This window comes from Bacillus mesophilum (genome assembly GCF_008923265.1).
In the GTDB taxonomy this organism is placed as follows: Bacteria; Bacillota; Bacilli; order Bacillales; family Cytobacillaceae; genus Cytobacillus; species Cytobacillus mesophilum.
This window is the reverse complement of sequence record NZ_WBOT01000002.1, coordinates 484036-502801: the sequence shown is the minus strand read 5'-3', so window position 1 is coordinate 502801 and position 18766 is coordinate 484036. Positions and strand designations below refer to the sequence as shown.

General features: G+C 39.5%; 21 protein-coding genes. 17 read left to right on the top strand and 4 right to left on the bottom strand.

Features of this window, described 5'->3' with window-relative positions; translation table 11 throughout:
- Window positions 1-264 precede the first annotated feature (264 nt).
- From ccpN to F7732_RS07355, 10 genes are all read left to right on the top strand, one after another.
- Window positions 265-897: a transcriptional regulator CcpN gene (ccpN, locus tag F7732_RS07400; RefSeq protein ID WP_192913003.1), complete on the top strand. Its 633-nt coding sequence runs from the start codon at window positions 265-267 to the stop codon at window positions 895-897.
- A 28-nt stretch (window positions 898-925) separates the two neighbouring features.
- Window positions 926-1744 carry a pyruvate, water dikinase regulatory protein gene (locus tag F7732_RS07395; protein ID WP_066443529.1) on the top strand — a complete coding sequence of 273 codons (819 nt, stop codon included), beginning with the start codon at window positions 926-928 and terminating at the stop codon, window positions 1742-1744.
- Between the two features lie 329 nt (window positions 1745-2073).
- On the top strand, window positions 2074-2511 hold the full coding sequence (locus F7732_RS07390) for a YaiI/YqxD family protein (RefSeq protein WP_151573269.1): 438 nt from the start codon (window positions 2074-2076) through the stop codon (window positions 2509-2511).
- A 41-nt stretch (window positions 2512-2552) separates the two neighbouring features.
- Window positions 2553-4376, top strand: a complete 1824-nt coding sequence (gene dnaG / locus F7732_RS07385) for a DNA primase (protein WP_151573268.1) — start codon at window positions 2553-2555, stop codon at window positions 4374-4376.
- A gap of 146 nt (window positions 4377-4522) precedes the next feature.
- A complete protein-coding gene (gene rpoD / locus F7732_RS07380) occupies window positions 4523-5647 on the top strand; it encodes an RNA polymerase sigma factor RpoD (RefSeq protein ID WP_080845016.1) in 1125 nt (374 codons plus the stop codon).
- A 131-nt stretch (window positions 5648-5778) separates the two neighbouring features.
- A complete protein-coding gene (locus tag F7732_RS07375; protein ID WP_151573267.1) occupies window positions 5779-6306 on the top strand; it encodes a hypothetical protein in 528 nt (175 codons plus the stop codon).
- A gap of 96 nt (window positions 6307-6402) precedes the next feature.
- Entirely contained in the window at window positions 6403-7542 is a 1140-nt protein-coding gene (locus F7732_RS07370; protein WP_151573266.1) for an acyl-CoA dehydrogenase family protein, read from the top strand.
- A gap of 320 nt (window positions 7543-7862) precedes the next feature.
- On the top strand, window positions 7863-8228 hold the full coding sequence (gene cccA / locus F7732_RS07365) for a cytochrome c550 (protein ID WP_066443545.1): 366 nt from the start codon (window positions 7863-7865) through the stop codon (window positions 8226-8228).
- Window positions 8229-8445: 217 nt separating this feature from the next.
- Complete coding sequence (locus F7732_RS07360; protein WP_151573265.1) at window positions 8446-9153, top strand: tRNA (adenine(22)-N(1))-methyltransferase; 708 nt, start codon at window positions 8446-8448, stop codon at window positions 9151-9153.
- A complete protein-coding gene (locus tag F7732_RS07355) occupies window positions 9150-10265 on the top strand; it encodes a Nif3-like dinuclear metal center hexameric protein (protein ID WP_151573264.1) in 1116 nt (371 codons plus the stop codon). Before F7732_RS07360 ends, F7732_RS07355 begins: the two co-directional genes overlap by 4 nt.
- Window positions 10266-10298: 33 nt before the next feature.
- Here F7732_RS07355 and F7732_RS07350 read toward each other — a convergent pair whose 3' ends face one another.
- Together F7732_RS07350 and vrrA are read right to left on the bottom strand one after the other, a co-directional pair.
- Window positions 10299-11243, bottom strand: coding sequence for a 4-hydroxy-3-methylbut-2-enyl diphosphate reductase (locus tag F7732_RS07350; protein WP_151573263.1), 945 nt, complete (start codon window positions 11241-11243; stop codon window positions 10299-10301).
- Between the two features lie 190 nt (window positions 11244-11433).
- Window positions 11434-12000 carry a VrrA/YqfQ family protein gene (vrrA, locus tag F7732_RS07345; protein ID WP_151573262.1) on the bottom strand — a complete coding sequence of 189 codons (567 nt, stop codon included), beginning with the start codon at window positions 11998-12000 and terminating at the stop codon, window positions 11434-11436.
- 468 nt (window positions 12001-12468) lie between these two features.
- On the opposite strand from vrrA, the gene F7732_RS07340 reads away from it, so the two are divergent.
- Window positions 12469-13779, top strand: a complete 1311-nt coding sequence (locus F7732_RS07340) for a DEAD/DEAH box helicase (protein ID WP_151573261.1) — start codon at window positions 12469-12471, stop codon at window positions 13777-13779.
- A gap of 17 nt (window positions 13780-13796) precedes the next feature.
- Entirely contained in the window at window positions 13797-14690 is an 894-nt protein-coding gene (locus F7732_RS07335) for a deoxyribonuclease IV (protein WP_151573260.1), read from the top strand.
- A 161-nt stretch (window positions 14691-14851) separates the two neighbouring features.
- On the opposite strand, the gene F7732_RS07330 is transcribed toward F7732_RS07335, so the two are convergent.
- Complete coding sequence (locus tag F7732_RS07330) at window positions 14852-15106, bottom strand: DUF2624 domain-containing protein (protein WP_066443564.1); 255 nt, start codon at window positions 15104-15106, stop codon at window positions 14852-14854.
- Between the two features lie 114 nt (window positions 15107-15220).
- Between F7732_RS07330 and F7732_RS23220 the strand changes: the two genes are divergently transcribed.
- Genes F7732_RS23220 through F7732_RS07315 form a run of 4 tightly spaced genes read left to right on the top strand, consistent with a single transcriptional unit; the run spans window position 15221 to window position 17460 of the window.
- Window positions 15221-15352 carry a hypothetical protein gene (locus F7732_RS23220; RefSeq protein WP_275670915.1) on the top strand — a complete coding sequence of 44 codons (132 nt, stop codon included), beginning with the start codon at window positions 15221-15223 and terminating at the stop codon, window positions 15350-15352.
- 12 nt (window positions 15353-15364) lie between these two features.
- Entirely contained in the window at window positions 15365-16162 is a 798-nt protein-coding gene (locus F7732_RS07325; protein ID WP_151573259.1) for a metal ABC transporter ATP-binding protein, read from the top strand.
- Window positions 16159-17001 carry a metal ABC transporter permease gene (locus F7732_RS07320; protein WP_151573258.1) on the top strand — a complete coding sequence of 281 codons (843 nt, stop codon included), beginning with the start codon at window positions 16159-16161 and terminating at the stop codon, window positions 16999-17001. The genes F7732_RS07325 and F7732_RS07320 overlap by 4 nt, the downstream gene beginning before the upstream one ends.
- Before the next feature lie 48 nt (window positions 17002-17049).
- Window positions 17050-17460 (top strand): Fur family transcriptional regulator, encoded by a 411-nt coding sequence (locus tag F7732_RS07315; RefSeq protein WP_151573257.1) that lies wholly within the window; start codon window positions 17050-17052, stop codon window positions 17458-17460.
- A gap of 39 nt (window positions 17461-17499) precedes the next feature.
- Here the strand turns inward: F7732_RS07315 and F7732_RS07310 are convergent, their stop codons facing one another.
- Window positions 17500-18081, bottom strand: a complete 582-nt coding sequence (locus F7732_RS07310) for a 5' nucleotidase, NT5C type (RefSeq protein WP_151573256.1) — start codon at window positions 18079-18081, stop codon at window positions 17500-17502.
- 254 nt (window positions 18082-18335) lie between these two features.
- Here F7732_RS07310 and F7732_RS07305 point away from each other — a divergent pair, with 254 nt between their 5' ends.
- Entirely contained in the window at window positions 18336-18731 is a 396-nt protein-coding gene (locus tag F7732_RS07305; RefSeq protein WP_151573255.1) for a hypothetical protein, read from the top strand.
- Window positions 18732-18766 lie beyond the last annotated feature (35 nt).

The window sequence follows — 18766 nt, the reverse complement described above, 5'->3', positions numbered from 1 at the left end:
CTTACTGAACAGAAAGATATTCTGGCTTCAGAGAATAGATCGATTGCAGAGAAGTGAAGAGTACCTCAAACTGTCTTTTGTGAAAAACCATGAAAAAAATTGTTGGATGAGCTTGTCTTAGCGGCAAGCTCTTTCATATTGCTGAATTGAACTGTTTTCTTCACATTTTAAAAGGAATCTATTCTGTTCATTTTGTGCAAATAGTATATAATGTTTCTATAATAGTATGTCTTATTGAATCGTATACACGTACATAGATAGGTGGTGAGTGAAATCGAACTGAATAAAAGACAGGAAAAAATTCTGGAAATCGTTAAGGAAAATGGCCCAATTACAGGAGAAAATATAGCGGAACAGCTAAATTTAACCAGAGCTACATTACGGCCGGACTTGGCGATTTTGACAATGGCTGGCTACCTCGACGCCAGACCCCGGGTGGGTTATTTCTATACAGGGAAAACGGGAGCGCAGCTTCTGACTGAAAACATGAAGAAGCTGTTTGTGAAGGACTATCAGTCAATCCCAGTGGTAGTTAAGGAAAATGTGTCCGTGTATGATGCCATTGTAACGATGTTCTTAGAGGATGTTGGAACATTGTTTGTTATAGATGAAAAATCACTGCTTGTGGGTGTTCTCTCAAGAAAGGATTTATTAAGAGCCAGCATAGGCAAACAGGAGCTATCGGCCATTCCGGTTAATATCATTATGACAAGAATGCCCAATATTACTGTATGCAAGAAAGATGATTTATTGCTCGATGTGGCTCAGAAGCTGATTGATAAGCAAATTGACTCCTTGCCGATCGTTAAAGAAACAGACGAAGGTCTTGAAGTATTAGGAAGAATTACAAAAACCAATTTGACAAAAGCATTTGTCGCACTTGCTGGAGAAAAGTAATTTTGGACAAAGGAGATGGGGATCAAGGATGGGGAAGATGCCAATAATTTATGTTGTTTCAGATTCTGTAGGTGAAACAGCGGAACTCGTAACAAAAGCAGCTACAAGTCAATTTAATGGCGGTGATGTCATTATAAAACGGTTTCCATATGTTGAGGAGCTAACACATATTGACGAAGTAATCTCACTTGCCAAACTGGATAATGGAATGATCGCTTATACCCTGGTAAAGCCAGAAATCCGCCAATATATGAATGTGTCAGCACAGGATGCAGGGATTTATGCCTGTGATATTATTGGGCCGCTTATGGACCAAATTCAGACATTTTGCGGGACTGAGCCTTTATACGAGCCAGGATTAGTACGAAAACTCGATGAGGATTATTTTAAAAAGATCGAAGCCATTGAATTTGCTGTTAAATATGATGATGGAAGAGATCCGCGAGGTATTTTAAAAGCAGATATTGTTCTTGTTGGCGTTTCACGAACTTCCAAGACACCACTGTCTCAATACTTGGCTCATAAAAGACTTAAGGTCGCCAATGTTCCGCTTGTGCCTGAAGTGGACCCGCCAGAAGAGTTATTTCTTGTTCAGCCCGAAAAATGCTACGGCTTAAAAATAAGTCCGGAAAAATTAAATAATATTAGAAGAGAACGACTCATTTCATTGGGGCTCAGTGATAATGCGAGCTATGCAAATATTGAAAGAATCAAAAATGAAATCAATTACTTTGAAAACATTGTAAACAGATTGCAGTGCCCTGTCATTGATGTAACAAATAAAGCCGTGGAAGAAACAGCCAATGTTATATTGAATCATTATCGTAAAAGATTTCCAGCTACTTAGCACATATTCAATATGTGCTCTTTTTAATGAAGTGACGTCAGTTTGAAAAAGCAAATCGTCTAAATAAAAAAAATGACGAAATTTGCAATTATCATCTATTTATTAATGGAAAAACCAGCAATTATGTACTATAATAAAAAATTGTGATAAAAATGTCTTCTAAATAGGTTTAGAGTTGAGAGTGAACGAATAAACTATTTAAAGGAAGATGTCAAGGAACCAGCCGAAAAAAAATTCGACAAATATCCCTTTTGAAAAATTGAGCCAGTAAGAAGGAAAATGCGGAGTGATGTAGAATTAATAAGTCATTAGGCACAACTGCCATCTTTGTGGATGCAGATTCTTGTCCAGTTAAAGATGAAATTGTCGAAATTGCAAAAGCTTTTTCAATTAAAGTTGTATTTGTTGCTTCATATGCTCACATGAAGAATGAAGTTCAGGAAGCAGAATGGAGGTTCGTTGATTGTGATCAGGAAGCAGCCGATCTCTACATAATGAACCATACATCATCTCGCGATATTGTCATTACTCAGGATATCGGGCTGGCTTCTACTTTGCTTCTTAAAAACATGTATGTGCTGTCTCCTAGAGGAACACTGTACGAAGAATCAAATATCCGGACGATGCTTGATATGAGATACCTCTCTGCTAAAGCACGCAAAAAAGGGATTTATGGGAAAGGCCCTAAACCTTTTACGAAACAAGATCGAATACATTTTATTAACACATTAACAAAAATTTTGTCGAAAGTTGAAGGGATTCCATAACTTTTATAGAATACCTCTTAGAACTAGTAGGAGTTGTTCTTATGGCAGATCTTATTGCATCAGAAAAAATTGATGAAATTCGCAGGTCTGTAGATATTGTTGATGTAGTTGGCGAATATGTCCAGCTCACCAAAAAGGGTCGCAATTACTTTGGATTATGTCCCTTTCACGGTGAAAATACACCATCATTTTCTGTATCAACAGACAAACAGATTTACAATTGCTTTGGCTGTCATGCAGCTGGGGATGCCTTCTCGTTTTTAATGGATATTGAAGGGTATTCCTTTCAGGAAGCTGCTGTTGAACTTGCTGAAAAAGGCAATGTGAAACTTGATATTGAAGCTCCAGCGGCGGCAGCTGCTAAGTCCATGTCACCTGACTTTCAGCAGATGGTTGAAGCACATCAGCTATTAAGTAAATTCTACCATCATTTGCTTGTAAACACAAAAGACGGTCAGCATGCCTTAGAGTACTTGCTGAATAGAGGCTTTACAAGAGAGTCGATTGATAAGTTTCAAATTGGCTACAGTCTAAACTCTTGGGACTTTGTTTATAAGTTTTTAACGAAAAGAAAGTTTCCTGAAGGGTTAATGGAACGAGCCGGACTAATCATTAAGAGGGAAAAAGATGGCACCTACTTCGATCGTTTTCGTGATCGAATCATGTTTCCGATTAATGATCGCAACGGAAATACGATTGCATTTTCTGGAAGAGCACTGGGGGACGATGATCCAAAATATTTAAATAGTCCAGAAACGCCAATCTTTAATAAAAGCAAAATATTATATAATTTTCAATCGGCAAGAGCTCACATGAAAAAAATGCAGAGAGCCGTTCTGTTTGAAGGGTTTGCAGATGTGATTGCAGCTGATCGTGCTGGAGTAGAAAACGGTGTTGCCACAATGGGAACATCTCTAACTGACGAGCACATTGCATTATTAAAAAAACAAGTACAATCCATCACTGTTTGTTATGATTCCGATAATGCCGGGAAGGAAGCTGCTTTTCGTGCTTCAACCATGCTATCTGACGCAGGATTTCAAATAAGAGTGGCAATGATGCCTGATGGATTAGATCCTGATGACTATATTCAGGCAAACGGTGCGGAAAAATTCAGAAACGAAGTAATTGATGGAAGCTTGACGCTCATGGCCTTTAAAATTCTTTATTTGCGCAGAGGGAAAAGGCTGCAGGATGAAGGAGATCGTCTTCTTTATATAGAAGAAGTATTAAAGGAGATTGCAAAGCTTGATAAAGCTGTAGAGAAAGATCTCTATATAAGGCAATTAGCAGAGGAATTTTCTGTTTCACTCGATGCACTAAAGGAACAGCTCGAGGGAATGGAAACGAAGCATTCCAGCAGCAAGAGCCAAAAAGAGCATGCTGGACGCTCGAATTCACCCATGATGATGAATCCACCGGCAGCTTCAACATCAAAAATTCGGCCTGCTTTTCATACTGCAGAAAGAAATCTCATTTCACATATGATGAAGGATGCAGACATTGCTTATAAGGTTCAGAGCCTTCTTGGCGAAAATACCTTTAATATCGATGAACACCAGGCGATTTTCACTTATTTATTAGGATACTTTGAAAGCGGTCATCCGCCAGATACTAGTGCATTTATACATTTTATTAACGATGATAAGCTTCGTAAGATTTGTGCTGAAATTGCTTTAGTGACTATTAATGATGAAGTCAGTGAACAAGAGCTGTCTGATTATATTAAGCAGGTGTTGAATTATCAAAAGATGTTAAAGATAAAAGAAAAAAAGGCTGAGGCAAAAGAAGCTGAAAGGCAAAAGGATTATGTCAAAGCTGCATTAATCAGCATGGAAATTATTCAGCTGCAAAAGTCATTATAATCAGCTGTTTAATATATATTTTATTAAATTACGGAAACACAGTAGAAGAAGTTTTGAGTGAAAGCTCATTTCTATATGGCATTAATGGTATGAAGACAATGCGGTTCTTCAATCGCGTTGTGTGATTTTTGGAAGGAGGGGGACAAATGGCTGAAAAATCGGCCCGTTCAAAAGAGGTTGATTCAGAATTGACCCTTGAACAAGCAAAAGAACAAGTGTTAGAGGTAGGAAAGAAGACTGGTGTTCTCGCCTATGATGATATAGCAGAAAGATTAGCCAACTTTGAGTTGGATTCACACCAAATGGATGAGTTTTATGAGTTCCTTGGAGATCAGGGAATTGAACTTGTCGGTGATAATGACGACGCTGATCCAAACATAAAAGAACTTGCAAAAGGTGAAGAGGAATTTGACCTCAATGATTTAAGTGTACCGCCTGGGGTGAAAATCAACGATCCAGTCCGCATGTATCTGAAAGAAATTGGCCGTGTTGACCTACTGACTGCAGAGGAAGAAATTTCATTGGCAAACCGCATTGAAGAAGGCGATGAAGAAGCAAAACGCCGTCTTGCAGAAGCCAACTTGCGACTAGTAGTTAGTATCGCCAAACGTTATGTCGGACGCGGTATGTTATTCCTGGACTTAATTCAGGAAGGAAATATGGGTCTTATTAAAGCTGTTGAAAAGTTTGATTATCGTAAAGGATTCAAATTCAGCACTTATGCTACTTGGTGGATTCGTCAGGCTATTACGCGTGCGATTGCAGACCAAGCAAGAACAATCAGGATTCCTGTGCATATGGTTGAGACGATTAACAAGTTAATTCGAGTACAGCGCCAGCTGCTTCAAGATCTTGGCCGTGAACCTTCTCCAGAAGAAATTGCGGAAGATATGGATTTAACACCTGAAAAGGTACGTGAAATCCTAAAGATTGCTCAAGAACCTGTTTCACTTGAAACGCCGATTGGCGAAGAGGATGACTCACATCTTGGCGACTTTATTGAAGATCAGGATGCAACTTCACCTTCAGAGCATGCTGCCTACGAATTATTAAAGGAACAGCTCGAAGACGTTCTTGATACATTAACGGATCGTGAAGAAAATGTGCTTAGACTTCGTTTTGGCCTTGACGACGGCCGTACACGAACGCTTGAAGAAGTCGGCAAAGTATTCGGGGTAACGCGTGAGCGTATCCGCCAAATTGAAGCAAAAGCACTTCGCAAACTTAGACATCCTAGTCGAAGCAAAAGACTTAAGGACTTCTTAGAATAGGAAATTGCACCTATTGATCCTAAAAAAATTATGATTGCCATAGAATAGTTTACTTCTTACAATAGAAGTAAACTATTTTTATTTTAAAGAAAATGTAGCAGTACAGCTAAAGTAGATAGGGTGTGTACATCATGCAGCATAAAAGGAAAAGCATCATTATTAACGAAATTAATTATTGGAAGAAGAACAGGCTCTTGCCTGAACAGTATTGTGATTATTTACTTGCCTTTTACAGTGAAGGGAATCAGCCGAAGGAAGACAGAAAAGACGTTAATGGGAAATTACTGAAAAGTGTTAACCTTCTTTTCTTGCTGCTTATTCCAATGTCTGTGTTTTTATTATATTTTACTGAATTATCTATCATTTTGCAAACTGCCTTTGCTATTTTATTTATTTTTTTAGGTGCAGCATTATTTTTTTATTTTTCTAGAAAAGAAATAATTTTACATATTCCCATTATTACTTCGGCATTGCTTTTGCTATTTTATTCTGTTGATCTAACGGCAGCATTTTTTTCGAATCAATCGCTGCCCCTTTATATTAACCTAATCTGCAATTGTCTTATTTGGATTCTAATTGGCTGGAAGTGGCGCCTTGTGTATTTGTCGATCTCTGGTGGTCTGGGGATTATAACCGTGCTTGTTTCTATCTTTATATAATATTCTATTTTTAAAAATTTTTAAATGTTGAGAAAATTAACCATTCCCCTATATAATAATAATGAAAGCGTATACAAAACACTGAGGGGGATGCAGATGAATTTTGATTTTACATCCGAACAAGAAATGATTTATAAAACGATAAAGGAGTTTTCAGAAGAAGAAGTGGCTCCTGGAGCACTTGAGCGGGACAAAACAAAAGCATTTCCCGAAGAAATATTTAAGAAATTGGCGGACTTAGGACTAATGGGGCTGCCTTTTCCAGAAGAGTATGGGGGAGCAGGAGCAGACACAATTAGCTTTGCCATCGTAACAGAGCAATTAAGCAAGGCTTGCGCTTCCACAGGGATTACATACTCTGCTCATATCTCGTTAGGTGGCGCTCCATTAAATTTGTTTGGCACTGAGGAGCAGAAGCAGAAATTTTTAGTCCCAATTTGTACAGGAGAATCATTTGGCGCATTCGGATTAACTGAGCCTAATGCTGGATCAGATGCTGGAGGAACAAGAACTTCAGCGATTGAAGTAGACGGCGAATATATCATCAATGGCAATAAGTGTTATATAACGAATGCTAGCTATGCAGATCATTTGGCACTTACTGCAGTAACTGGTGAACACAATGGAAGCAAGGAAATTAGTGCCATTATTGTCCCCACAAATGCTAAAGGGTTTAAAATTATCGATAATTACGAAAAAATGGGCCTGCATTCGTCTAACACAACCGAACTGGTGCTGGAAGATGTCCGGGTACCGACTGAGCAGTTGCTCGGGAAAAAAGGTGAAGGCTTTAAACAGTTTCTAATCACACTTGATGGCGGCAGAATTGGAATTGGGGCTATGGCTGTGGGCATTGCTCAGGCTGCATATGAAAAAGCCTTGCACTATGCTAAAGAGCGTCAGCAATTTGGCCGTTCCCTTTCACACTTTCAGGCGATTCAATTTAAACTAGCTGATATGGCCCTTAAAATTGAATTAGCACGAAATATGGTATATAAAGCTGCATGGCTGAAGGATCAGGGGAAGCCGTTTTCAAAGGAAGCTTCAATGTGTAAGCTTTATGCCTCAGAAATTAGCATGGAGGTTGCTGATCAAGCCGTTCAAATTCATGGCGGATATGGCTATATGAAGGAATATCATGTAGAACGCTATATGCGCGATGCGAAATTGACAGAAATCGGCGAGGGGACTTCTGAAATTCAAAGAATGGTAATAGCCCGTCAAATCGGCTGCTGAAACTTGTATATTTTTAGGGGAATTGAAAACTCTACTGGTAACGGTAGAGTTTTTTGTACGAACAGAAACATACATGAGCAGCAAAGATGAAAACTCGAGCGCAGTAGCTCATTCCAGGAATGTGGTACATGTGCAGCTAAGGCCTGGTGGTAAGCACTGCAGACTTTGCCATTAGGCAAGTTTTTTTGTCAAATTTATGAATAAGTAGTGACAACTTTCACTTTAGGTCTTTTCCTTCACGTCATTTTCAAGTAAAATAGAGTTTGTTTGTATGTGCTTAACTTTATTGAATGTGCTTCTTACATAAGGGGGGTTAAATGATGAACCGTAATCCAATTATTCCATTCGTCCTTATAATGGTCATTGGAATTGGTGCTATGTTCTTGCTTTCATTTAAAGGAATAGGTGACAATGAAGATCTTGCAGCGGAGCTTAGCGGCGAAGGTGGAGAAACAACCGAGGAGACTGCACAAGCAAATCCTGAGGAAATTTACCAGCAAAGCTGTATCGGCTGCCACGGTGATCAATATCAAGGTGGTGCAGGTCCTGCATTAACAGGTGTTGGTGATAGGCTGTCCCAAGATGAAATCGTTGACATTTTAACAAATGGTAAAGGCGCTATGCCTGGCGGGTTAGTTTCCGGAAATGAAACGGCCATGGCAGAGTGGCTTTCTGAATTGCAGTAAAACTAAGAATATCATTTGGACAGGCATTGTCTAGCATATCGGAATGTGTAATGTCTGTCTGCCCTGATACAAAATAAAAAGCCCTTTACTCGATGAAGGGCTTTTTTGGCGCTCCAAAGCGTTTGTAAGTGGCGGCGGGTTGACAAGAGAAGGGATCATTTATAGGATTGAAACAGGACTGCTTAGCAGACGAACTACATAGTAAAGTGGTGGCAAAATGAATACAGATAAGTTATCAAAGCGGCTTGAATCAGTTGCGAATTACATAAAAGAAGACTCGGCAATAGCGGATATTGGCTCAGATCATGCATATTTGCCTTGTTATGCGGTAAAAAAAGGTCTTGCTAAACGGGCGGTTGCCGGTGAAGTGGTAGAAGGGCCATTTCAATCAGCAAAGAAGCAGGTGCAGAGCGAAGGGCTGGGAGATAGGATTGCTGTGCGCAAAGGCAGCGGCTTAGAAGTAATTGAAGCTGGTGAAGTTGATTGCATCACCATTGCAGGCATGGGAGGTCCTTTAATTGCCTCTATATTAGAAGACGGCAAACATAAGCTTACAGGAAAAGAACGATTAGTTCTGCAGCCTAATATTAGTGCGATTGCCATTCGTGAATGGATGTTAAAGAATGGCTGGAAGCTTATAGCTGAAGAGATTTTAGAAGAAGATGGAAAGATCTATGAAATTCTTGTGGCTGAAAAAGGTGATCCTGAAGCACCATATCATCATTTAGAAAAGGAATTGCTGTTAGGGCCGTTTTTAATAAATGAAAAATCTCCTGCGTTTGTGAAGAAATGGGAAGGGGAATTAGTGAACTGGCGCAAAATTCTTGTGAATTTAGAAAAAGCTTCCGGCAGTGAAGAAAATGAAGAGAAAAAACTAGCACTCCAGAAAAAAATCCATTACACAGAGGAGGTAATACAGCAATGAAAAAAGTGAACGGACATGAAATCATTGGCCTATTTGAACAATTCTCTCCGAAATCTTATGCGATGGAAGGAGATAAAATCGGTCTGCAGCTTGGCAGTTTAAGCAGGACGGTGGAAAATGTTATGATTGCCTTAGATGTTGTCGAAGAGGTTGTGGATGAAGCAATCGCTAATAATGTACAGCTTATCATTGCTCATCACCCTCCGATTTTTAGACCGCTAAAAGCAATAAATATGGATACGCCTGCTGGCAGGCTGCTTGAAAAATTAATAAAGCATGATATTGCTGTGTATGCTGCTCATACGAACTTAGATGTGGCAGTCGGCGGTGTTAACGATCTGTTAGCTGAAGCGCTTGGTCTGCAAAATACAGAAGTGCTGTACCCTACATATGAAACTGTCTTAAAAAAGCTGGTTGTGTATGTGCCGGCTGAAGATGCGGATTCTTTAAGAAAAGCCTTGGGTGATGCTGGCGCTGGAGCAATCGGCAAATACAGCCACTGTACCTTCTCTTCCTCAGGAATGGGGCAATTTCTGCCGAATGAAGAGGCAAATCCTCATATCGGGAAAGTAGGCACTCTTGAATCTGTTGCTGAAGAACGCATTGAAACCATTTTTCCAGAGCACTTAGAAAAAAATATCTTGCGGGCCATGTTTAAAGCTCACCCTTATGAAGAGGTAGCTTATGATTTGTATGAACTAGACAATACAGGAGAAACACTGGGTCTTGGGCGGATTGGACAAATTGAAGAAATGACGTTAGAGCAGTTTGCGGAGTATGTGAAGAAGCATCTAGAGGTTAAAGGGATAAGAGTCGTTGGGAACCTAAACGATAAGGTTAAAAAGGTCGCAGTGCTCGGCGGTGACGGCAATAAGTACTACATGTCTGCGAAGCAAAAGGGGGCAGACGTATATGTGACAGGTGATATGTATTACCATGTTGCTCATGATGCGATGCTTGCAGGCTTAAATATCGTAGATCCTGGCCATAATGTTGAAAAAGTTATGAAACAAGGGATTTCACAAAAGCTTACTGAGATGGCTGAATTAAAAGGCTGGAATGTAAAAGTTTTTCCATCCGCTCTGAATACAGATCCATTCCAGTTTTTATAAAGTAAAAAGGTGCCCTGCTAAGGGGCACCTTTATTATTTTACTTGTTTAATTTTTGGCAGAATTTTGTTGAGCGGAACTTGTTTTTCTGTGACCCATGTAGACTCGTCAAGCGGATTAAATTGCTGAATAAAATTAATTACTTCTTTTGTAATAGGTGTAGGAGTAGAAGCACCAGATGTTACCCCTACAGTCTCAGCGTCTTTAATCCAGTCAATTTGAAGCTCTGAAAGATCAGCAATTCTATATGCCTTAGTGCCTGCAATTTCTTCAGATACTTGAGCGAGACGATTAGAGTTATTGCTCTTCGGATCTCCGACAACAATGACAACATCTGCATCTCCAGCCTGTTTAGCAACAGCTTCTTGGCGGACCTGTGTTGCCAGGCAGATTTCTTTATGAAATTCAGCGTGTGGGAATTTTTCTTTGATCTGGTCCATTACATGACCAACATCCCATTGGCTCATCGTTGTCTGATTGGTTACAAGCACTTTCTGCCCAAGCATATCCAGCTTGTTCACATCTTCAATGGTTTCAACAAGGTGAACAATGTCTGGTGCAACACCGATTGCACCTTCAGGTTCAGGGTGGCCTTTTTTACCGATATAAATGATTTGAAAGCCTTCGTCTTTTTTCTCTCGAATTAAATCATGTGTTCTAGTGACATCTGGACAAGTCGCATCTATCGTCACTAGTCCTTTTTCTTTCGCTCGTTTGCGAATTTGTGGAGAAACACCATGAGCTGTAAAGATGACGGTTCCCTTTTCAACCTTCTCTAGAATTTCTTCCCGGTCTTTTCCATCTAATGTAATAATCCCTTCTTCTTCAAAGGCATCTGTTACATGTTTATTGTGGACAATCATTCCCAGTATATATATAGGTCTCGGCAGCGTTTTATCTAGGGCTGCGTTGCGCGCAATCACCATTGCGTCAACAACTCCATAGCAATAGCCGCGTGGTGATATTTTAATAAGATTCATTTTATTTCCTCCCCAAGTGAAACGTTCTATCTCTCAGATCGCTGCTTCCAACCTGAAGATAATTGATACCGATCAATACTACACTATTATATAATAACTTACAGTGATATTTCAAAGATCGTCTATTTCAGCTTAGTGAAGGGTATATCTTTGAATAAAAATAAAAACCCGCCAAAAGCGGGTGATGCAATTAGATATATAATTTAGGTGAGGATGAACCTTTTTTTGCCTTTTTATCTGGAGTGAATTCAACAGATTCTTCACCTGCAAATTCAATATTTTGTGAAGTTTTCTTCTGTTTGCTTTTCACCGGTTTTTCTTTTGTTTCTTCCTCTGTATCATCTGCATCTGGCATATCTTTTAATCCGCGATAAAGCTTCCACATGGCGGGAAGATTTTTTACCATGGGTCCGTATTGCTGTACCATGGGTCCAATTTGATTAGCGGTATGAAGCACCTTCTGGGTGTTATTAAGGAATCCGCTAATGGCAGCAGGATTTGTCAATGTCTGCAAAAAGCCTCCGCTTGAAGCTGCACCAGCACCGCCAGCTGCTCTGCTTCCCAAAAGCCCGGCTGCTCCGCCAGCTTTATTGCCGCCACCGCCTAGAATTTTTGCAAGTAAACCACCGCCACCGCCGCCTTGGCCGCGCATTGGTGCTCTCATCATCTGCCCCATATGAGGCTGTCCGCCCATCGGTCCCATAAACGGACTGCGTGGCATACCTCCCTGAAAAGGACCGCGTTGTCCTGGAAACATTTCTTTTCCCCCTTTCAAAAACCAAAACTTTCTATTTGCAATTAGAGTGAATCGCCTATTGTGATAAATGACTGCTTTTTAATAAACTATGCGCCAATATGAGAATGGTTTAGGTTTCAGCGGAAAAAAAAGCTTTTCTTGTTAAAAAAACAAGAAATAGACCAACATAAATATTTATGCAATGAATAGGTGGTTATTTACACAAAACTTTATTATAATAACATGATGACCAGAAAAGCGGATGGCGCTTGCCCAGGGGCGACAAGCTTAAGGCAAGCCAGCTGGGAGGTCGTTCTTTGACCTTCAAGCTGGCTTGCCTTAAGACCTCGAGCCCCTAGCGCCAGGAGCTGGACAAAGAAAAGCGCTGATAGCCTTCTGAATTACATCTGAACGTAATTCAGAAGTTTCTATAGAGCCATTATATGTTGTTGAAGTGTTTTTGGAAGAATTGAACCTTAAGGAGTTTATATAATGTCAACAAAATTTGAACGTTTTCAATTTACACCGTTTATTAATGATGCTATAAAGGATTTGGGTTTTTATGAGCCAACGGAAATCCAGGAAAGGCTGATCCCATCCATATTAAAAGGGGAAAGTGCTATCGGGCAGTCTCAGACAGGAACAGGTAAGACACTTGCTTATGTGCTGCCAATGCTGCAAAAAATCGACCCTTCTAAAAAGGAGCTGCAGGCAATTATCACGGCTCCTACAAGGGAACTTGCCAACCAGATTTATCAGGAAGTCTTAAAAATCACGAAGCATTGTAAGGAAGACGAAGAAATTGCCGCGCGCTGCTATGTTGGCGGTACGGATAAGCAAAGAACGATCGAGAAGTTAAAAAACCAGCCTCATATTGTGATTGGAACACCTGGCAGAATCTCAGATTTGGTTAAAGAAAATGCGTTGTTCGTACACACAGCACATATGCTTGTGGTGGATGAAGCGGATCTAATGCTGGATATGGGCTTTATTGAAGATGTAGATGTGATCGCGGCAAGAATGCAGGAGAAGCTTCAGATGCTTGTCTTTTCAGCGACTATTCCAGAAAAATTAAAGCCATTTTTAAAGAAGTATATGGAAAATCCTAAATTTGTCCATGTTGAGCCGAAACAAATGGCTGCAAGCAAAATTGAACATATTTTGCTTCCTTCACGACACCGGAACAAGGTTAACCTTGTATATGAAGCTTTAAAGGCATATAACCCGTATTTAGCGATCGTTTTTACAAATACGAAGAAAAAAGCAGATGAAGTGGCAGATGGGCTCATGAGCAAGGGGTTAAAGGTCGGAAGAATTCATGGTGACCTGAATCCGCGTGAACGTAAAAAAATGATGAAACAAATAGTTGATTTAGAATTTCAATATATTGTGGCAACTGATTTAGCTGCCAGAGGAATTGATATTCAGGGAATTAGCCATGTCATTAACTATGAGCTTCCAACAGATCTTGATTTTTACATTCATCGTGTGGGACGTACGGGGAGAGCAGGCTTTTCAGGAATGGCTCTGACTGTCTATGAACCAGCCAATGAAGATGCATTAAATAAGCTGGAAAAAATGGGCATTACATTTAAACATGTTGATTTGCAAAATGGCAATTGGACTGAACTGGACGATCGCAATAAACGGAAAAATCGTCAAAGACAAACAGACGATACAGACAAAAAGGCACAGTCACTTGTCCAAAAGCCGAAAAAAGTAAAACCAGGCTATAAAAAGAAAATGAAGTGGGAAATGGATAAGATTAAAAAACGCGAAAGAAGAATTAAACGCAAGTAAGCTGGGGGGAGAAGATGATGCTTAAAATTGGTTCGCATGTTTCAATGAGCGGTAAAAAAATGCTGCTGGCAGCTAGTGAGGAAGCAGCATCCTATGGTGCAAATACCTTTATGATTTATACAGGAGCACCGCAAAACACACGCAGAAAAAAAATCGAAGACTTGAACATTGAAGAAGGTCTTAAGCATATGCAAGCTAACGGGATGGCTGATATTGTTGTTCATGCTCCGTATATCATCAATATCGGCAATACCACAAACCCTGCAACATTTGAGCTTGGTGTAAATTTCTTGCGATCAGAAATTGATCGCACAGAGGCATTAGGAGCGAGACAAATCGTTCTTCATCCAGGTGCCCATGTTGGTGCTGGAGCGGAAGAAGGGATTAAAAAGATTATTGAAGGTCTTAACGAAGTCCTAAATGGGGAAGAACACGTTCAGATTGCTTTGGAAACAATGGCCGGAAAAGGATCTGAGTGCGGAAGAAGCTTTGAGGAATTAGCGATGATTATGGAGGGTGTTACCCATAACGAGCATTTATCCGTTTGCTTTGATACTTGCCATACGCATGATGCTGGCTACAATATTGTCGAAGATTTTGATGGTGTGCTGGAAAGCTTTGATAAAATAGTCGGTTTAGATCGATTAAAAGTGCTTCATATTAATGACAGCAAAAACGAAAGAGGCGCTCGTAAAGACCGTCATGAAAATATTGGCTTTGGCCATATCGGTTTTAAAGCATTAAATTATATTGTTCATCACCCGCAGCTGTCTCATATTCCCAAAATATTGGAGACACCATTTGTCGGAGAAGATAAAAACAGCAAAAAGGCGCCTTATAAGCATGAAATCGCTATGCTGAGAGAACAGTCCTTTAATGAAAATCTGCTGATTGATATTCAGGGTTCATAATGAAAAAGAGGAGGCTGACTAAATTCGGCTTCCTCTTTTTTGATTTCTCGAAAGTAATTCAAGAACGGAGCATGATTGCTTCAAACATATGCTTAAATGGATTCAATGATCATCATTAACTGTATCAGACTGGCAAAATCCCTTTTATAGTAAGTATTGTTTTACTTGGAGAACATTAAAAATAATTTATTTACTTGTTTTGCCGTATCAGGACCAGCGATTTTGGCAATTTCCTTAATAACTTTTGCACGGTCAGTATCGTTAAATATATTAATTTTTTTACCCCGCAAATATTGTGCAATCTTCTCTGCATCTGCTTTCGCAACGGAAATCTGGAATTGATTCGCATATTTTAATAATTCGGCACCAGTAATATTGCTTAATTTATGATTAATAATATTTTCAAACAGTTTCAATGTCATCCCTCCCATTGTACTCTATGACGTAAAGCTAAAAATCGTGACATTTTTATAATGTATAGGTGTGGTAAACAGAAATAAGCAATTTGTAAGCTGACATGGTGGTTTAAGATGATCATTAAAATAAGACAAAAAAGCAGAGTTCTCTTTCAAGGACTGCTGTCATTCGGCAAGATTTCTTTACTTTTAAAAGAGCATGGGGTATACTACGGTTTGTTAAAAATCGTAATGATTCTTAAGTGATAGGTGATTTAGATGGGGAATAAACAATCCGTTATTCAAATAGATGATGTTTCATATCGTTATGAAAAAGAAAATGTGCTCGAAAATATTCAGCTGACAGTAGAGGCTGGCTCTTTTTTAGCAATAGTAGGTCCAAATGGCTCTGGTAAATCCACTTTATTAAAGCTTCTGCTGGGCCTTTTAAAATTGCAAAGCGGCAAAATCAAGCTGTTTGGCCAGGATATTGCCAAGTATAAGGAATGGCATAAAATTGGCTATGTCTCACAAAAGGCCAATTCGTTTAACACTGGCTTCCCTGCCACTGTATATGAAGTGGTTTCAAGCGGACTGACTACAAAGATCGGCCTTTTCCGTTTTATGAGAAAGTCTGAAGAAAAAAAAGTACTGCAGGCGATTGGCTCTGTCGGTTTGCTGGAATTTAAAGATCGTAATATAGGAGAACTTTCTGGGGGGCAGCAGCAGCGTGTGTTTATTGCGCGTGCACTGGTCAGCGACCCGCAAATCCTGATCTTAGATGAACCAACAGTCGGCGTAGATGCACAGAATGTAGAATCCTTTTATGCCATGCTGGAACATTTAAATAAAGAGCTTCAAATAACACTTTTATTGGTTACACATGATATTGGGGCTGTCTCTGATAAGGTTTCCCATGTTGCATGCATGAATAAAAAACTCCATTTTCATGGAGAAACCGAGGAGTTTGAACAATTAGATATGAAAGATATGTCATTATATTATGGACATGATGTTCAAATTCTTTCCCATGATCATGGTCATCATCATCACCATCATGGAGGTGGCCATGCATGATTGAAGGATTAATGCAGTATGAATTTCTGCAGAATGCTTTTCTAACAGGGATCATTATTGGGATTATAGCGCCTTTGTTAGGCGTATTTATTGTGGTGCGCAGGCTTTCTCTTATTGCGGATGCGCTTAGCCATGTCACGTTAGCAGGGATAGCAGCAAGTTTGCTGCTGGAAAAAAAGTTTCTTGGATTGTCCGGACTTAATCCACTATATATGGGAATGGTTTTTTCTGTTGGAGGATCTTTGTTTATTGAAAAGCTGCGCGGTGTCTACAAACATTATCAGGAGCTGGCGATTCCCATTATTTTATCTGGGGGCATTGGGCTGAGTGTAATTTTTATTTCAATGGCGGACGGCTTTAACACAGATATATTCAGTTATTTATTTGGCAGTGTCAGTGCTGTGAGCAGACTGGATTTATGGACCATTTTAGTTATTAGTGTGTTTGTGATCTTAATAGTTGTTCTTTTATATAAAGAGTTATTTCTGCTTTCATTTGATGAAGAACACGCAAAAGCATCCGGAATGTCAGTGAAAAGTCTTCATTTTATTTTTATTGTAATGGTTGCTCTTGTTATTGCTGCTTCTATGAGGATCGTGGGAATTTTATTAGTGTCTTCTTTAATGACCATTCCGGTTGCAGCGAGTATGAGAATTGCAAAAGGCTTTAAACAAACGATATTTTATTCTATACTATTTGGAGAGATATCCGTAATTGGCGGATTGGTTATTTCTTATTACGCAGATTTGGCACCAGGCGGAGTAATTGTTGTCATTGCTGTCTGTATTTTAATTTTAACAATCTTTTCAAAAAAAATAATGGCAGCACGGTCTGCTTAATATATGATAGATATAAATTATTGAAATGCTTTTTTAGAGGTGATTACAATGAATACACAAGAGGCACTTGATCTTTTAAAGGATAAAGGCTATAAGATCACTGGCAAAAGAGAAGAAATGCTAGAGCTTTTTGCTGCCAGTAATAAATATTTAACGGCTCGAGATGTGATTGAACATATGAAAGACAACTATCCGGGACTTAGCTTTGATACCATTTATCGAAATCTGTCCCTATTTGCAGAGCTGGAAATTTTTGAGATGACCGAGCTTTCAGGCGAAAAGCACTTCCGCTTCACTTGTTCACATCATCAGCATCATCATCATTTCATTTGCTTAGATTGCGGCAAGACGAAAGAGATTGGCACTTGTCCTATGGAAGGCTTGAGCGAAAACTTAAAAGGGTACGATATTTCGGGTCATAAGTTTGAGATATATGGAAAATGCCCGGAGTGCAGCTGAAAAACAGCATTAACCATTTTGGTTAATGCTGTTTTATTTTTATCGGGAAACTTTATCAGCAGCAAGCCAATTTTTCACCCAGTCCTCAGCTTCCTGCCAGCTGTATACACGGATTACTCCTTCTGGAATTGGGTCTCGATTGTATGGAGTATCAAAAAGCAGGACAGGAATTCCGCATTGCTCATGGATCATTACGGCGTTATCGTGTTTGTCCTCAAAAAAAATATCTACATTGTAATTTTTTGCTGCCGCGATTTTATCATGGCTTCCGATTAATTCAATATGGTGAAAGGTTAGTTCATTCTCCAAGAACCATTTCTTGGTTACCTCAAGCAGATGGCTCCCTCTAGCACTTATAAAATATAATTCATACTCATCCTTCCACTTTGTTAAGACTTCCCCGGCACCTTCTGCCATTGGGGATTCCTTGTAAATCACCGGTTCATTTGTGGTGAACCACTCTGCAAACTCTTCTTCGCTTACATTGACAAGCGGCATTAAGTCATATTGCTTAATATCCTCTAACGTTAAATTCAACTGAAAGGAGGAATTTAAAAACGGAATCATCGAGGCTGGACAGGTAACTGTGCCATCAATGTCAATCCCAAAACGTTTCTTCATTGTGTGCTGCTCCTTTTATATGTAGTTGAAACCCTTATAAGGTTATCTATTCATGACTAGAAATGACATCTTAAGACATGATTACCTCTCATATCTTAACAAATGATTTGTAAACGCGAAAGAACTCAGTTCAATTTGGCGCAAAAGTGGATAAACAGCCAGTATTTAGCATTGTAAAACGTTCAAAATTGGTCATAATAATAACTGCTTCACCTGATACACTTCAGCAGTGATAAGGAAAGCGAGGGATTTTGATGGCAGATCAAGATCAGAAATTCGATGGAAAAACAAATCATCGATATGGCACAGATATTGGAGAAGTTGGAGAAGTAAAGCAATATGGTGCCTATGGAGCGGGAGACTTTACCGAAGAAACATCAGCAGAGATTGCGGCTCCTGTCACAACTTATAACCGCAGCAGGTCAGAGGTTAAGGATCAGCCTCAAGCAGGCGAAGGAAAAGGTGTTGGCTATACAGCCCTAATCCTTTCAATTCTTTCCCTATTCATCTGGCCGGTTTTAATGGGAGCAGCGGGAATTGTTTTAGGCTTTGTTGCAAGCAGAAGGGGTTCTAAAACCCTCGGAGGATGGGCAATAGGAATTGGAGCAGTATCCATCATTATAGGTCTGTTCATATTGCCATTCTTTTAAACAACAGATAAAAAAAAGAGTCCGGCTTTGCAGCC

Excerpts from the sequence above, each read along its gene's own strand:
- F7732_RS07375 (WP_151573267.1), top strand. The coding sequence starts at position 5,779 with ATGCAGCATAAAAGGAAAAGCATCATTATTAACGAAATTAATTATTGG.
- F7732_RS07335 (WP_151573260.1), top strand. The coding sequence starts at position 13,797 with ATGCTTAAAATTGGTTCGCATGTTTCAATGAGCGGTAAAAAAATGCTG.
- F7732_RS07370 (WP_151573266.1), top strand. The coding sequence starts at position 6,403 with ATGAATTTTGATTTTACATCCGAACAAGAAATGATTTATAAAACGATA.
- F7732_RS07360 (WP_151573265.1), top strand. The coding sequence starts at position 8,446 with ATGAATACAGATAAGTTATCAAAGCGGCTTGAATCAGTTGCGAATTAC.
- cccA (WP_066443545.1), top strand. The coding sequence starts at position 7,863 with ATGAACCGTAATCCAATTATTCCATTCGTCCTTATAATGGTCATTGGA.
- F7732_RS07325 (WP_151573259.1), top strand. The coding sequence starts at position 15,365 with ATGGGGAATAAACAATCCGTTATTCAAATAGATGATGTTTCATATCGT.
- F7732_RS07315 (WP_151573257.1), top strand. The coding sequence starts at position 17,050 with ATGAATACACAAGAGGCACTTGATCTTTTAAAGGATAAAGGCTATAAG.
- F7732_RS07310 (WP_151573256.1), bottom strand. The coding sequence starts at position 18,081 with ATGAAGAAACGTTTTGGGATTGACATTGATGGCACAGTTACCTGTCCA.
- dnaG (WP_151573268.1), top strand. The coding sequence starts at position 2,553 with ATGGCAGATCTTATTGCATCAGAAAAAATTGATGAAATTCGCAGGTCT.
- rpoD (WP_080845016.1), top strand. The coding sequence starts at position 4,523 with ATGGCTGAAAAATCGGCCCGTTCAAAAGAGGTTGATTCAGAATTGACC.
- F7732_RS07355 (WP_151573264.1), top strand. The coding sequence starts at position 9,150 with ATGAAAAAAGTGAACGGACATGAAATCATTGGCCTATTTGAACAATTC.
- vrrA (WP_151573262.1), bottom strand. The coding sequence starts at position 12,000 with ATGTTTCCAGGACAACGCGGTCCTTTTCAGGGAGGTATGCCACGCAGT.
- F7732_RS23220 (WP_275670915.1), top strand. The coding sequence starts at position 15,221 with ATGATCATTAAAATAAGACAAAAAAGCAGAGTTCTCTTTCAAGGACTG.
- F7732_RS07305 (WP_151573255.1), top strand. The coding sequence starts at position 18,336 with ATGGCAGATCAAGATCAGAAATTCGATGGAAAAACAAATCATCGATAT.
- F7732_RS07320 (WP_151573258.1), top strand. The coding sequence starts at position 16,159 with ATGATTGAAGGATTAATGCAGTATGAATTTCTGCAGAATGCTTTTCTA.
- F7732_RS07350 (WP_151573263.1), bottom strand. The coding sequence starts at position 11,243 with ATGAATCTTATTAAAATATCACCACGCGGCTATTGCTATGGAGTTGTT.
- F7732_RS07395 (WP_066443529.1), top strand. The coding sequence starts at position 926 with ATGGGGAAGATGCCAATAATTTATGTTGTTTCAGATTCTGTAGGTGAA.